At 71.4% G+C, this 14551-nt stretch carries 13 protein-coding genes; 9 read left to right on the top strand and 4 right to left on the bottom strand.

Annotated elements, in window-relative coordinates; all coding sequences use genetic code 11:
- Positions 1-25: 25 nt before the first annotated feature.
- The 4 genes from V5F53_RS17755 to V5F53_RS17740 all read left to right on the top strand — a co-directional run bounded on the left by V5F53_RS17755 (position 26) and on the right by V5F53_RS17740 (position 3989).
- Positions 26-1033 (top strand): PhnD/SsuA/transferrin family substrate-binding protein, encoded by a 1008-nt coding sequence (locus V5F53_RS17755; protein WP_393996071.1) that lies wholly within the window; start codon positions 26-28, stop codon positions 1031-1033.
- 128 nt (positions 1034-1161) lie between these two features.
- Positions 1162-2031 carry an ABC transporter permease subunit gene (locus tag V5F53_RS17750; RefSeq protein ID WP_393996072.1) on the top strand — a complete coding sequence of 290 codons (870 nt, stop codon included), beginning with the start codon at positions 1162-1164 and terminating at the stop codon, positions 2029-2031.
- Positions 2032-2034: 3 nt separating this feature from the next.
- Positions 2035-2847 (top strand): ABC transporter ATP-binding protein, encoded by an 813-nt coding sequence (locus tag V5F53_RS17745; protein ID WP_393996073.1) that lies wholly within the window; start codon positions 2035-2037, stop codon positions 2845-2847.
- Positions 2848-2897: 50 nt separating this feature from the next.
- Positions 2898-3989 carry an ABC transporter substrate-binding protein gene (locus tag V5F53_RS17740; RefSeq protein WP_393996074.1) on the top strand — a complete coding sequence of 364 codons (1092 nt, stop codon included), beginning with the start codon at positions 2898-2900 and terminating at the stop codon, positions 3987-3989.
- Between the two features lie 338 nt (positions 3990-4327).
- Here V5F53_RS17740 and V5F53_RS17735 read toward each other — a convergent pair whose 3' ends face one another.
- Entirely contained in the window at positions 4328-5146 is an 819-nt protein-coding gene (locus V5F53_RS17735; protein ID WP_393996075.1) for a Crp/Fnr family transcriptional regulator, read from the bottom strand.
- 156 nt (positions 5147-5302) lie between these two features.
- Between V5F53_RS17735 and V5F53_RS17730 the strand changes: the two genes are divergently transcribed.
- The 5 genes from V5F53_RS17730 (at position 5303) to V5F53_RS17710 (ending at position 10079) form a co-directional block, all read left to right on the top strand.
- Positions 5303-6136: an ABC transporter permease gene (locus V5F53_RS17730; RefSeq protein WP_393996076.1), complete on the top strand. Its 834-nt coding sequence runs from the start codon at positions 5303-5305 to the stop codon at positions 6134-6136.
- 32 nt (positions 6137-6168) lie between these two features.
- Entirely contained in the window at positions 6169-7008 is an 840-nt protein-coding gene (locus V5F53_RS17725; protein WP_393996077.1) for an ABC transporter ATP-binding protein, read from the top strand.
- 18 nt (positions 7009-7026) lie between these two features.
- Positions 7027-8040 carry an ABC transporter substrate-binding protein gene (locus V5F53_RS17720; protein WP_393996078.1) on the top strand — a complete coding sequence of 338 codons (1014 nt, stop codon included), beginning with the start codon at positions 7027-7029 and terminating at the stop codon, positions 8038-8040.
- A 193-nt stretch (positions 8041-8233) separates the two neighbouring features.
- The gene (locus tag V5F53_RS17715; RefSeq protein ID WP_393996079.1) at positions 8234-9190 is read left to right on the top strand and encodes a TauD/TfdA dioxygenase family protein; all 957 of its coding nucleotides are present in this window, start codon (positions 8234-8236) and stop codon (positions 9188-9190) included.
- On the top strand, positions 9180-10079 hold the full coding sequence (locus V5F53_RS17710; RefSeq protein ID WP_393996080.1) for an alpha/beta fold hydrolase: 900 nt from the start codon (positions 9180-9182) through the stop codon (positions 10077-10079). The genes V5F53_RS17715 and V5F53_RS17710 overlap by 11 nt, the downstream gene beginning before the upstream one ends.
- 125 nt (positions 10080-10204) lie before the next feature.
- Here V5F53_RS17710 and mutS read toward each other — a convergent pair whose 3' ends face one another.
- From mutS to V5F53_RS17695, 3 genes are all read right to left on the bottom strand, one after another.
- On the bottom strand, positions 10205-12997 hold the full coding sequence (gene mutS, locus V5F53_RS17705; protein WP_393996081.1) for a DNA mismatch repair protein MutS: 2793 nt from the start codon (positions 12995-12997) through the stop codon (positions 10205-10207).
- A gap of 114 nt (positions 12998-13111) precedes the next feature.
- A complete protein-coding gene (gene htpX, locus V5F53_RS17700; protein WP_393996082.1) occupies positions 13112-14083 on the bottom strand; it encodes a zinc metalloprotease HtpX in 972 nt (323 codons plus the stop codon).
- A gap of 147 nt (positions 14084-14230) precedes the next feature.
- Positions 14231-14437 carry a hypothetical protein gene (locus V5F53_RS17695; RefSeq protein ID WP_393996083.1) on the bottom strand — a complete coding sequence of 69 codons (207 nt, stop codon included), beginning with the start codon at positions 14435-14437 and terminating at the stop codon, positions 14231-14233.
- Positions 14438-14551 lie beyond the last annotated feature (114 nt).

The following is a 14551-nucleotide window of genomic DNA, read 5'->3' as shown; positions in this document are numbered from 1 at the left end:
GCGCCTCAAGACCGGAGCCCCGACCGTGTCCTTCTCAAACCTGTCCCGCCGCGCGCTTCTGGCCGCCGGCCTCGTCCTCGCCGCCTGCGGCCCCGTCCTGGCGCAAGAGCAGAAGCTCAAGCTCGTGGTCGGCTACCAGGACCAGACCCTGCCGACGGCGGTGGCCGCCTCCAAGGTGCTGGACGGCACCCCCTACGAGGTGGAGTGGGTGACCTTGACCGGGCCGGCGGCGCAGCTCGCCGCGCTCTACTCCAAGGCCATCGATGTCGGCCACATGGGCGACACCTCGCTCATCATCGAGCAGGGCAAGGCCAAGAGCGAATGGACGCCGCAGACGGCGCCCTTGCAGATCGTCGCCGGCTGGCGCTCCACCGACCTGAAGTACCCGCCCATCGTCACCGTGGCGCGGGCGGACTCCGGCATCGCCACCCTGCAGGACCTGAAGGGCCGGACGGTGGCCAACAACTTCGGCGGCTACAACTACCTGCACTATGTGCTGACCCTGCTGAAGGCGGGTTTGACGGAAAACGATATCCAGTCGGTCCGCCTCGCCGACCAGTCCACCAGTTCCGCCACCTTCAACGCCGGCAAGGTGGAGGCCTTCTCCGGCGGAACCATCGGCGTGGCGGAGGCCATCGAGAGCGGCAAGGCGCGGATCCTCGTCACCAGCGACGAGCTGGACATTCCCGCCCTCGGCGTCTTCACCGCCCGCACCGACGTTCTGAAGGACCCGCGGAAGAAGGCCGCGATCGCCGACTTCCTGTCCCGTCTGCGCGACTATTGGGCATGGTATCCCAGCAACCGGGCCGCCATCGAGGCGCTCTATGTGGAGAAGCTGAAGCAGACGCCGGACCGGGCCCGCATCGTCACCCAGTTTCAGCAGGCCCGCTTCCAGCCCCTGGACGAGGCGCTGGTGAAGCGGGAGCAGCGCATCGCCGACGTCCTGTTCGAGGCCGGCGTGATCCCGCGCAAGATCGACGTCGATCTTGAATTCAGCCGCGACTTCAACGCCGTCACCGCCCCGCGCGACTAGCCGCAGGTTCGCGCACCGCCACGGACCACGCGCCGCGCCACCGCAGGCGGCGCCCGACCACGCGCCAGGGCCCGCAGGCGGCCCTTCCCCTTCCCCGCCCCCTTCCCCTTGCCCGGCCTGGACCCGCCATGACCGTAGAAGCCGTGTTCGATCCTCGCGCCTCCCGCCCCGGCACGCCCGGTCGGCTGGCGCTGAAGCTCACCCCCAGGCCGCGCGCGGGCCGGCTGAGGCTGGTGGGCGTCGATGCCGCCCGCCTGCTGCTGCCCCTGGTGCTGCTGGCGGTCTGGCAGGGCGCCTGCAGCTTCGGCCTCATCAATCCGCGCACCCTGGAATCGCCGGTGGCGGTGGTCCAGGCGCTGGTGGAACTGACCGTGTCCGGGGTGTTGTGGGACAGTCTGGTCGCCTCCTTCAAGCGCGCCTCCGCCGGCTTTCTCCTCGGCGGCGGCCTCGGGCTGGCGCTGGGCGTGATGGCCGGCCTCTCCCGCGCCGGCGAGCGGGCTTATGACGCGCTGCTGCAGATGCTGCGCATGGTGCCGTTCCTGGCGGTGATCCCGCTGTTCGTCATCTGGTTCGGGGTGGACGAGGAGCCGAAGATCCTGCTCATCGCCCTGGCCTGCATCTTCCCGGTTTATCTCAACACCTTCTCCGGGGTGCGCAACGTCGACCCGAAGATCCTGGAGGCGGCGACCGTGTTCGGCATGGGCCGCGCCGCCATCGCCACCCAGATCGTCGCCCCGCTGGCGCTGCCCTCCATCATGGTGGGGGTGCGCTATTCCATGGGCGTGGCGCTGCTGTCGCTGGTGGCGGCGGAGCAGGTGAACGCCACCTCGGGCATCGGCTATCTGGCGCTCAACCCGCGCGCCTCGCTGCGCACCGACATCATCCTCGGCGTGGTGCTGCTCTATTCGGTGCTCGGCCTGCTGGTGGACGTGCTCATCCGCACCGTCCAGGACCGGCTCCTGCCCTGGCACCGCACCATTCTCCAGAAGGCGCGCTGAGCCATGACCGATGCCACCATCACCCCCCTGCGCCCGGGCCTCGCGGCGCGGCCAGAACCGGAGGCGGTGCTGCTGAAGGGCGCCACCAAGGGCTTCGGCGGGCGCATCCTGTTCGAGAACGTGGATCTCGCCATCCGGCGGGGCGAGTTCGTGGCGCTGCTGGGGGCGTCCGGCTCCGGCAAGACCACGCTGCTGCGCATCCTGCTCGGCCTCGACACGCTCGACGGTGGGGCGGGCGAGGTGGCGACACCGCGCTCGGCGGTGTTCCAGGAGCCGCGCCTCGTCCCCTCGCAGCCGGTGTGGCGCAACGTGCTGATGGGGGTGCCGCGCCGCCTGCAGCGCCGCCAGGGGGCGCTCGACGCCCTGGCCGAGGTGGGCCTTGCCGCCCACGCCGATGCCTGGCCGGTCACCCTTTCCGGCGGCGAGGCGCAGCGCGTGGCGCTGGCCCGCGCCCTGGTGCTGGAACCGGCGCTGCTGCTGCTGGACGAGCCGTTCGCCGCGCTCGACGCCCTCACCCGCCTGAAGATGCAGGACCTGGTACGCCGCCTGTGCGCCCGCCATCGGCCCGGCACCCTGCTGGTGACCCATGACGTGGACGAGGCGGTGCGGCTGGCCGACCGGGTGCTGGTGCTGCGTGACCGCCGCCTCACCCTCGACGCCGCGGTCGGCGACGCGCGCGACGGCACCACCCCCGCCGGCGCCCGGCTGCGGGCCCGCCTCTATGGCGAGCTGGGGGTTGCGCCCCTCGGCGGCGATCGGCCCGCCGACCCCGCGGCCCGCGCCGAACACACCGGTTCCGGCCTCGCCGGCGGCTGAGGCCGGCCGCCGCTCCCCTCCTGTCTCCTGCCATGTTCGAGGAACGATCGATGACCCCGCAGCTCCCGCGTTTCCCCCATCTCTCGCGCCGCCGCGCCCTTGGCGTCGCCGTCGGTGCCACCCTGGCCGGCGCGCTGATCGGCAGCCTCGGCGCGCCCATCGCCTCCAGCCTGGCGGCGGAGCCGGTGGACCTGTCCGGCGTCACCCTGCGCGTCGGCATCTTCGAGGATGTGACCCGCGACGCCATCGAAGCCACCGACGTCCTGAAGGGCACGCCCTACAAGATCCAATGGGCCCGCCTCAACGGCGCCGGACCGACGGTGCAGGCGCTGGGCGGCAATGCCATCGACATTTCCTGGGGCCTCAGCGACACGGCGCCCGCCAAGGCCTCGGCGGAGGACCGGCAGAACTGGACCGCCCAGAACGCCCCCATCAAGGTGGTGGCGCTGCTGAAGCCGCTGGACGAGGACAAGTTCTCCAACAGCCTCATCGCCGCCCACAAGGATGCCGGGGTGAAGACCCTGGCCGACCTGAAGGGCAAGACCTATGCGTTCAACGAGGGCGGCAACATCAATGCGCTGGCGCTGCTCGGCCTTGCCCATGCCGGCCTCACCCTCAAGGACGTGCAGCCGCGCCTGCTCACCTATGACGCCACCTCCACCGCCCTCATCGCCGGCGCCGTGAACGCCGCGCCCGTCACCCGCGCCCGGGTCGCCGACGCCCTCGCTGACGGCACCCTGATCGAGCTGGCCCGCGACATCGACGTGGGCTTCCCCGGCTATGTCTCGGTGACCGCCCGCACCGGGGCGCTCGACGACCCCAAGCTCAGCGCCGCCATCGGCGATTTCCTCAACCGGCTGGCGCAATACCTGCGCTGGTCGTCCACCCATCCGGAGGAAACCGCCAAGTCCTATGTGAAGACGCAGCAGCTGTCCGAGCGCAACGCGCTCAGCGCCGCCAAGGCCAAGGCGGTGACGCTGATTCCGGTGAACCCCGGCAGCGCCGGGTTCGAGAAGGAGATCGCCGCCACCGAGAAGCTGGTGAAGGCGGGCTTTTATCCGCGCGCCGTGGACTTCGCCACGGTGGTGGATGGGCGCTATGCCGACCAGATCACCGCCGGGGACAAGCCCAAGACCAATTGAGACGGCCGATCGAGACGGGCCCCTTGAAACGGGGCTATTGAAACGGGGCCCTTGACCGGCACCGGTCGAAGCATGTGGGTCCGCGCGCGGCCGGCCGATGGGCCGGCCGTGCCGGCGGCGGGGGCGCAAGCCGCCCCTGGGCCCTGTCGAGCGGGGCGTGCCGAACCCGGGGCATGGCCCATCCCGCATGACCTCCACCAGCCCGCCGGCGGCCTCATACCAAAGGCCCGTGAGCTTGACTCATGGGGGCTTTGGCCAAGCCCGCGCGGCGCTTGAGCGGACCCACTCGGCACCGGTCGAAGACGGGAGCCGATGGTATTATGCGGCGGCCGCGCGGCTCAGCGCGCCAGCGGCTTTGCGGCCCGCCGGCGCGGCGTGGCCGGCGGGCCGCCCGTCTTCTGGCCCGCTTTCTGCTGCGTCTCCTGCCCCGCCATCTGACCCGCCATCTGGTTTCCCTGCTGGCCCGCCTCCTGGAGCCGCTGCAATCCGGCGGGATCGGTGAGCACCAGCCGCCGTCCCTCGAACCGCAGCAATCCGTGCTGGGCGAAGTCGTTGAGGGTGCGGTTCACGGTCTGGCGGCACGCCCCCACCATGTCCGCCAGGTCCTGCTGGGTGATGCGCACCCGGAACGGAATCTCGTCGCCGCGCGGCTCGCCGCAATTGCGCGCCAACCGCAGCAAAATGCCGGCGAGGCGCACGTCGGCCTGGCGCGCGGTCTTTTCCACCAGCGCATCGCAGGCCAGGCGCAGCCGGCCGCTCACCTGGCGGATCATCTTGAGGGCCAGCTGCGGGAAGGCCAGAAGCGCGCGCTCGAAATCCGCCCGCCGCAGCACATGGACCACGCTGCGTTCCACCGCCTGGCCGAACACCGCCTGTTCCGGCGCCCCGGAGATGCCGCCGGCGCCGAACCAGTCGCCGGGCATGCAGAACCAGAAGATGGTGACCTCGCCCTGGGTGGAGAGGTGGAAGATCTTCACCAGGCCGCTGTCCAGCCAGAACACGTGGCTCGCCGGATCGTCGGCGGCAAACACGCTCTCGCCGCGCCGGTAGACCCGCCGCTCGCACAATTGCTCCACCAGGGCGCGCGCCTCCGGCGGCAGTCCGGCGAACAGATCGAACCGCTCCCAATACCAGGGGACAGTGCGGGAGGTGGTCATGCTCCTATAATCCACAATTTTGATAATTTTTGTTTTTATTGTCGCCCGGGCGACAGAATGGCGTTCGCCTCCACCCTAGCATGAGCGGGTTCGAAGCCGGCGCGCACCGTTCGTCGGCCGGCCCCGACGCGGCTGTGGCAGGAGACCCCGACGACCATGAGCGATGGCGAAGTGATGCCGGCCGGACGCCTCGGCCTTGCGCCCCCGGCGCCGGCGCGCGCGCGGTTCCACGCGGCGGCGTGGCTGGCGCTGATGGCGCTGCCCTGGGTCGCGCTGCTGCTGGCCTGGGTCGGGGTGCGGGTCCTCAGCGCCCGCTATGCCGGTCTCGTCCCCTCGCCCCTGGCGGTGCTGCAGCAGGGCTACGCGCTGATGAAGGACGGCACCCTGCCGCTCAACTGGGCCGCCTCCAGCCTGCGGGTGCTGGTGAGCGTCACCGCGGGCGTGGTCCTGGCGGTGCCCGCCGGCTTCGCCCTCGGCTGGTATGCGCCGGTGCGGCGGGTGCTGACCCCGGTGGTCAATTTCTTCCGGGCGCTGCCGCCCATCGCCCTCATTCCGCTCATGATCCTCTATTTCGGCATCGGCGAGCTGGCGAAGGGGCTGGTGCTGGGATACGCCGCCTTCTTCACGGCGGTGGTGGTGCTCTACGAGGGCATTTCGCGCATTCCGCCCATCTATGTGCAGGTCGCCCGCACCCTCGGGGCAACCGACCGCGAGCTGTTCACCGGCGTGGTGCTGCCGCTGGCCCTGCCGCATGTGCTGACCGCCGCCCGTGTCGCCCTCGGCGTCGGCTGGATGACGCTGGTGGCCTCGGAGCTGGTGTCGGCCCAGCAGGGGCTGGGCGCCATGATCCAGATCGCCGCCTCCTATTTCCAGATCGAGACCATCTATCTCGGCCTCATCGCCATCGGCCTCACCGCCATGGCCATGGATTTCGCACTGGTGCGCCTCAGCGCGCGGCTGGTGCGCTGGCAGGACAGGATCCGCCCGTGAACCCCGCGATGCCCCCCTCCATGCCCCCTTCCATGCACGCGTCCCCCCGCGCACCCTCCGGCGCCGCCCCGCTCGACGGCGAGATCCGCTTCACCGACGTGTCGGTGCGCTACGACGGCGTGCCCCATGGCGGCTGGGTGGTGCGCAACGTCTCGCTCGCTTTGCGGCCCGGCGAGTTCGTCTCCCTCATCGGCCCCTCCGGCTGCGGCAAGACCACGCTCTTGAAGCTCGCCGCCGGCATGGCCCGGCCCACCTCGGGCTCCGTGACCTTCTCCGGCGCACCGATCGCCGCGCCGGGCCCCGAGAGGGGCGTGGTGTTCCAGGAATATGGCGTGTTCCCGTGGCTCACGGTGCGCCAGAACATCGCCTTCGGCCTGTCGCTCGGCGCCAACCGGCATCTGGCCGGGCAGGCGGAGGCCATCTGCGCCCATTATCTCGCGCTCATGGGCCTGTCCGACTTCGCCGACGCCCTGCCCAACACCCTGTCAGGGGGCATGCGCCAGCGGGTGGCGCTGGCCCGGGCCTATGCGGTCAACCCGCGCTGCCTGCTCATGGACGAGCCGTTCGGCGCCCTCGACGCCCAGACCCGGCTGGTGATGCAGGACCTGCTGCTGTCGCTGCAGCAGCAGGAGCGCAAGAGCGTGCTGCTCATCACCCATGCGGTGGACGAGGCGCTGTATCTGTCCTCCCGCATCGTGCTGATGAGCGCGCGTCCGGCCCGGATCGCCGAGATCATCGACGTGCCCTTCCCCTACCCGCGCGACGAGCGGGTGCTGGAAACCCCCGAATTCACCCGCCTGCAAGCCCATCTGCGCGCCCGCGTGATGGAAGAATACGCCCGCCAGCAGCGCGAAGACCGCATCCCCGCCTGACCATCCGGACCAAAACCCATGCGCCTTGATCGCCGCCAGTTCCTCACCGCCACCGCCCTCGGGCTCGCCGCCGCGCCGCTGGCCGCCCGGCCCGGCCTTGCCGCCGCGCCCGCCCCTGCGCCGCAGAAGCTGAAGGTGGGCTATCTCCACACCCTCTCGTGCGATGGGCACCTGTGGCTGGGCGAGCATCTCGGCGCCTTCAAGCAGGAAGGTCTCGAGGTCGAGGCCCTGCAGTTCGTCACCGGGCTGGAGGCCTATCAGGCGCTGGCCGGCGGCAGCGTGGACGTGGTGACCACCGGCGCGGTGATCTCCAACTTCCCCGCCCGGGGCCAGGGCAAGGTGTTCCTCATCAACGGCCTGGAGACCGGCATCGCGCAGATCTGGGTCGATCCCAAGGCCGGCATCTCCACCCTGGCCGACCTGAAGGGCAAGCAGGTGGCCACCACCCGTGGCACCACCGCCCATTTCTTTCTCCACCGGGCGCTGAAGAGCGTCGGCCTCGACAGCACCAAGGACGTGGAGATCGTGCATCAGCGGCTCGACCAGGCGGTCACCGCCTTCATCTCCGGCTCGGTGCCGGCGGTGGTGCTGTGGGTGCCGCTCGACACCCCCATCCGCCAGCGCCGGCCGGACGCGGTGCTGCTGGCCAAATCCGGCGACTTCCCCGACGCCACGGTGGTGGACGGCTGGTCCGCCCGCAACGCCCTGCCGGCGGAGAACCCGGCGCTGCTGGAACGGGTGGTGCGCGCCTGGGCCCGCGCCAACGATTTCCTCCTGTCCTCCCCGGACCAGGCCCTGGCCGTGCTGGCGGCCGGAAAATACAAGGACTTCACCGTGGAAGAGCTGAAGCGCCAGGCTGAACTCATCCAATATTACCCCACCAATGTCTGGCCGAAATACTATTCGGACGGTTCCATCGTGCGGTGGCTGAACCAGGTGACGGACTTCAATCAGGAAGTGGGTGCCATCAAGGACCCGATCCGTGCCGAAACCTATTTCGATCCGAAGATCTTCCTCGCCGCCCTAGCCTGATACCAAAGGCCCGTGAGGGTAACTCATGGGCCTTTGGTCAAGCCCGCGCGGCGCTTGAGCGGCCCCCTTGGCGCCGGTCGAAGACCGGGGCCGATGGCATGAAACGGCGCGGCCGCTCCCGCACCTCAAACCGATGCCCCGCCTCGCCCGCGCCGGCCCTGCCGGCGCCGCGACACGCCCCCGGAGATCTCCCATGCTCGCCTATAAGACCGCCAAGACCGTCGATCACCTCGTCGATACCGAAGCCAGCTACCGGCACATTCGCCCGGTGCCGCAGCTGCCCAATTTCGCTGCCCGCATCGAGGGCGTGGACCTGACGCGGCCGCTGCCGCCGGAGGTGCGGGCCGAACTGAAGCGCGCGCTCGACGATTTCGAGGTGATCTTCCTGCCGCCGCAGGACATCACCCCCGAGCAGCACCTCGACCTGGCCTCGGTGTTCGGCCCGGTGGCGCAGGGCGCCTATTTCCCGCGCAAGGACGGCCATCCCCAGATCGAGGTGCTCGCCAACGACGCCGACCGCCCCGCCTCGGTGGACCATTGGCACGCCGACCTCACATGGCTCGCCACGCCGCCGGCCGGCACCGTCATCCAGATCACCGAGAACCCGCCGGTGGGCGGCGGCACGTCGTGGTCGAGCATGAGCAAGGCGTTCCAGGCGCTCTCCCCCGGCCTCAAGGACTACCTGCGGCCGCTGGAGGCCACCCACACCTGGGAAACCAGCCAGTGGCGCACCTATCTCGCCAATCTCGGCGAGGACGTGCTCATCAACGCCATCCAGAAGTTCAAGCCGGTGGTGCACAAGGTGGTCTATCGCCAGGAGCGCACCGGCAAGGAGTTCCTGTTCGTCAACGAGACTTTCACCCGGCACATCAACGGCCTGTCCACCATCGAGAGCCGGGGCATCCTGGCCTTCCTCGCCCAGTGGATCCGTCAGCCGGAATTCACCTACACCCACAAATGGGAACCGGGCGCCATCGCCATCTGGGACAATTACGCCACCCAGCATTACGCCCTCGCCGACTACTGGCCGGCCCGCCGGGTCAACCACCGCGTCACCTTCGACCTGGAAGCCCAGGCGCAGCCGGTGGCCAACACCCTGGCCGCCGTGGACGGCAGCGGGCGGGTGTCGAAAGTGGCCTATGGCTATTGAGGCGCCGCGCCGGATCCTCACCGACCGGCTGGAGCTGCACGTCTTCGACGACGGCCCGGCCGATGGCCCGGTGGCGCTGCTGCTCCACGGCTGGCCGGATGCGCCGCAGACCTGGGCGGCCGTCGCCGCCCGGCTCAACGCCGCCGGCTGGCGCACCCTGCGCCCCTATCTGCGGGGCTTCGGGCCGACCCGCTTTCTTGCCCCCGGGACGCCCCGCTCGGGCCAGATCACGGCCCTCGCCGCCGATGCCCTGGCCCTGGCCGATGGGCTCGGCCTCGCCCGCTTCGCGGTGATCGGCCACGATTGGGGCGCGCGCACCGCCTACACCCTGGCCGCCCTGGCGCCGGAGCGGGTGAGCGCCTGCGTCGCTCTGTCGGTGGGCTATGGCGGCGGCGGGCTGCCGACGCTGCAGCAGGCGCGGAACTACTGGTACCAATGGTACTTCTGCCTGCCCCAGGGGGCGGCAGCGCTCGCCGCCGACCGCCATGGCTTCTGCCGCGCCCTGTGGCAGACGTGGTCGCCCGGATGGACGGTACCGGACGCGGCCTTCGCCGCCGCCGCTGACGCCTTTGACGCACCGGACTGGCTCGCGGTCACGCTCCATTCCTACCGCCAGCGCTGGGGCCACGCGGACGGCGACCCGCATTACGACGATCTGGAGGAGACGATGCGCCGGCAGCCGGCGATCACCGTGCCGGCCCTGGTCATCCATGGCTCAGACGATGCCTGCAACGACGCCGCCACCTCGCAGCCGCGCGACGCCTTCCGGGGACCCTACCGCCGGCTGGTGCTGCCGGGGATTGGTCATTTCCCGCAGCGGGAGGCCGGGCCCGCCGTCTCCAGCGCCATCGCGGAGTGGCTGGGCGACGGGCGGGCGCCTCCCGCCTGAGACCGGCTGGTCCGCTTCTCGGCGGGCGCCGGATCGGCCCCGTGTGCGGCGCCGGCCTGGTCGCCGGCCGGGGGCTTTCAATGTCTCAGGCCCCAGGCATCAGGCCCCAGGCATCAGGGCTCGCATCACGGCTTGGCCGGCTGGCGCAGCCCCTTCAGGCGGTAGAGGGCGTCCAGCGCCTCGCGCGGGGAGAGGGCATCGGGATCGAGCGCGTCGAGGGCCTCGCCCGCGCGGTCCACGGCGGCGGCCGGCGCCGCCTGCGTGCCCGAGCGGGGCCGCGCGGCGGCGAACAGGGGCAGGTCATCCACCAGGCGCTGGGCCGGCGCGGCGCGCTCGGCCGCCTCCAGCTCCGCCAGCACCGCCTTGGCGCGGGTGATGACCGCCTCCGGCAGGCCGGCGAGCTTGGCCACCTGGATGCCGTAGGACCGGTCCGCCGCCCCCGGCACCACCTCATGCAGGAAGATCACGTCGCCGTTCCACTCCGTCACCTTCACGGTGGCGTTGAACAGGCGGTTGCAGCGCTGCGACAGCGCCGTCAGCTCGTGGAAATGGGTGGCGAACAGCGCCCGGCAGCGGTTCACCTCGTGCAGGTGCTCCAGGCTCGCCCAGGCGATGGACATGCCGTCGAAGGTGGCCGTGCCGCGCCCGATCTCGTCCAGGATCACCAGCGAGCGATGGGTCGCCTGGTTCAGGATGGCGGCGGTCTCCACCATCTCCACCATGAAGGTGGAGCGCCCGCGCGCCAGGTCGTCGGCGGCGCCGACCCGGGAGAACAGGCGGTCGACGATGCCGATGCGGGCCTCCTGCGCCGGCACGAAGGCTCCCGCCTGGGCCAGCACCGCGATCAGCGCGTTCTGCCGCAGGAAGGTGGACTTGCCGGCCATGTTGGGGCCGGTCACCAGCACGATGCGCCCGTCCGCCTGCCCCGGCGGCGGCGACAGTTCGCAGTCATTGGGCACGAACGGGCCGCCGTCGCGGGCCAGCGCCTGCTCCACCACCGGATGACGGCCGCCGGCGATGGCGAAGGCCGCCCCGTCCTCCATGTGCGGTCGCACGTGGCGTTCGGTGGCGGCAAGCTCGGCGAGGGCGCAGGCCACGTCCAGCTCGGCCAGGGCCTCGGCGGCCTCGCGGATGGGGGCGGCGGCGTCCACCACCGCGGCGGCGAGGCGGTCGAAGATGGCCTGCTCCAGCCCCAGCGCCCGTTCGCCGGCGCTGGCGATGCGGCTTTCCAGCTCGCCCAGCTCGACCGAGGAGAAGCGCATGGCGCCGGCCATGGTCTGGCGGTGCACGAACACATCGAGATGGGGCGGCTCGCGCAGGCGGCCGGCATTCTGCTGGCTGACCTCGACGAAATAGCCCAGCACCGCGTTGTGCTTGATCTTCAGCGACTTGACGCCGGTTTCCTCGGCATAGCGCCGCTCCAGGGCGGCCACCACGCGGCGGCTCTCGTCGCGCAGCGCGCGGGTGGCGTCCAGTTCGTCCTCGTAGCCGGCGCGCACGAAGCCGCCGTCGCGGCGGTGTGGCGGCAGCTCGTCGGCCAGCGCCGCCGCGAGGTCGGCCGCCAGCTCCCGCGACACCCGCGCCAGGACGGCGAGGGCACGGGCGAGATCGCGCGGCGGCGCGGCGCTGAAGGCGGACGCAAGGTCGAGCGCGCCGGCAAGGCCATCGCGAACGGCGGCGAGGTCGCGCGGCCCGCCCCGGCCGAGGGCGAGGCGGGTCAGGGCGCGCGCCATGTCCGGGGCGGCGGAGAGGCGACCGCGCAGGACCCGGCGCAGGGCGCCGTCGTCGAGCAGGAAGCCGAGCGCGTCGTGCCGGTCGCGGATGGCGCCGAGGTCTGTGAGGGGCTCGGCGACGCGCCGGGCCAGCAGCCGGGCGCCGGCGGCGGTAACGGTGCGGTCGATGGCGCCCAGCAGCGAGCCGCGCCGCTCACCGGCGGTGGTCTTCACCAGTTCCAGGTTGGCCCGCGTGCCGGCGTCGATGAGCATGATGCCGCCCTCCGCCTCCTTCACCGGCGGGGCGAGGATGGGGCGGGCGCCGAGCTGGGTGCGCTCCACATAGGCGACGATGGCGGCGGCGGCGATCAGCTCCGGCCGGCTGAAGGCGCCGAAGGCGTCCAGGGCGGCGACCCCGAAGAAGCCGGTGAGGCGCTTTTCCGCGCTGGCCCCCTCGAAGCTCTGGCGCGGCAGCGGCGTCACTGCCGGAAACGCCCGCAGCAGCGCTTTCAGGTCGTCCTCATCCAGCAGCGCATCGGACACCAGGATCTCCGCCGGCTCGATGCGGGCCAGATCCGCGCCAAGGGCCTCGGCGCTGGTCGCGGCCACCCGGAACACCCCGGTGGACATGTCCGTGAAGGCCAGCGCATACGCGAAATCGTCCGGCGCGGTGCCGGCGCGGGTGCGGGCGACGGCGGCCAGCACATTCTCCCGCCGGGCGTCGAGCAGGGACTCCTCGGTGAGGGTGCCGGGGGTGACGAGGCGCGTCACGTCGCGGCGCACCACGCTTTTCGGCCCGCGCTTCCTGGCCTGCGCCGGGTCCTCCAGCTGCTCGCACACCGCCACCCGGAAGCCGAGGGCGATGAGCTTGTGCAGATATTCCTCCGACCGCTCCAGCGGCACGCCGCACATGGGAATATCCTCCCCCAGGTGCTTGCCGCGCTTGGTCAGCACGATGCCCAGCGCCCGCGAGGCCTGTTCCGCATCGGCGAAGAACAGCTCGTAGAAGTCGCCCATGCGGTAGAACAGCAGGCTGTCCGGATTGGCGGCCTTGATCTCCTGGTACTGCGCCATCATCGGGGTGACGCGGCTGTCGGCCGCCGGCGCCGGGACGGCATCGGAAGCCGCCGCGGGCGCGTCGGGTTCGGGCGCGTCGGGCGGGGGCGGGGCGGCAGGGATCGAGGCGGGCGCGGGGGACGAGGTCATGGGCGCCAAGCTACCGGGCGCGGCCGGCGCTGTCAGTGCGCCACGCCCGCCTTCGACAGGAAATCTCGCCGCCCCGGCCGGCGCGGCGGCGCGGCTCCAGGCTCAGCCCCAGGCTCAGCCCCAGGGGCCGCGCCCGGGCTGCGGCCCGGGTCCCGGCTGTCCACCCTGGCCCCAGGGGCCGGAGGGGGCCGCCGCGAACGGGCCGGAGGCGGGCCGGCCGCCGCCACGCGGCGGCCCCATGCGGCTGGCGAGGTCCTGGAGCGCGGCGATGCGGTTGCCGGTGGCGGGATGGGTAGAGAACAGGTTGTCCATGCGCGCGCCCGAGAGGGGATTGATGATGAACATGTGGGCGGTGGCGGGATTGGCCTCGGCCTCGTAATTCTGCACCTGGTGGGCCTCGCCGGAGATGCGCGCCAGCGCCGAGGCGAGCGCCAGCGGCTGGCCGGAAATCTCCGCCCCGCCGCGATCCGCCTCGTATTCCCGCGAGCGGGAAATGGCCATCTGCACCACCATGGCGGCCATGGGCGCCAGCACCGCCATCAGAATGGTGCCGATGGCGCCGAACGGGCTGCCGTTCTGCTCCCGGTTGCCGCCACCGAACAGCAGGCCGAAATTCGCCAGCATGGAGATGGCGCCGGCGATGGTCGCCGTCATGGTCATGGTGAGGGTGTCGTAGTGCTTGATGTGCGCCAGCTCGTGCGCCATCACGCCGGCCACCTCGTTGGGCGGCAGCATCTGCAGCAGGCCGGTGGTTGCGGCCACCGCCCCGTTCTGGGGGTTGCGGCCGGTGGCGAAGGCGTTCGGCTGCGGGTTGTCCATGATGTAGACCTTGGGCATGGGCATGTCGGCCCGCCGCGCCAGCTCCCGCACCATGGCGACGAACTCCGGCGCGGTGGCGTCGTCCACCTGCCGGGCGCCGTACATGCGCAGCACCATCTTGTCGGAGTTCCAGTAGCTGAACAGGTTCATGCCGGCCGCCGCCACGAACGCGATCAGCATGCCGGTTCGGCCGCCGAGGGCGAAGCCCACGACCATGAACAGAGCGGTGAGCCCCGCAAGCAGGATCACCGTCTTCAGGTGGTTCATCTCTCCCCTCCGCCACGGCGCGCTCCGGGGGCGCCAAGCCCCCGCCAGACCCAGAGGATGGGAGTGGCGCGGCGGCGACGCAAGGGGAGGCGCACGGCCTCCGGGGCAAGCCCGGCGCGATCCCGCGCGGACGGGGGCCGCGAACCGTCAGATATCGCGCGAGAGACGGTCCGCCTGCACGCACTTCCAGCGGCCGACCCGCCACTGCGGGTGGGCCTGCGACCATTCGGCGATGGTGGCCTGCGACGTCATCATGCAGGCCATGGGCGCCGCGGCCTCCATGGAAAAACTGATCTGCTCCTCCCGGCACGTCGCCGGGGCGCTGACGAGGCAGGCATACAGCACAATGAACATGAACGGTGTCCTTCCCAGGCGGTTGGGCGCTGCCGTCCTCAATCGTTGTCGCTCCCGAGACCTTTGGCCTGAGGCCGCGTCGGCAGAGGCGCTGGCGGCGTCACGCCGGAGCAA

Origin of the sequence: Xanthobacter cornucopiae (assembly GCF_043195065.2) — a bacterium.
Taxonomy (GTDB): Bacteria; Pseudomonadota; Alphaproteobacteria; order Rhizobiales; family Xanthobacteraceae; genus Xanthobacter.
The sequence above is the reverse complement of the archived record's forward strand: the minus strand, read 5'-3'. Positions and strand labels throughout refer to the sequence as shown.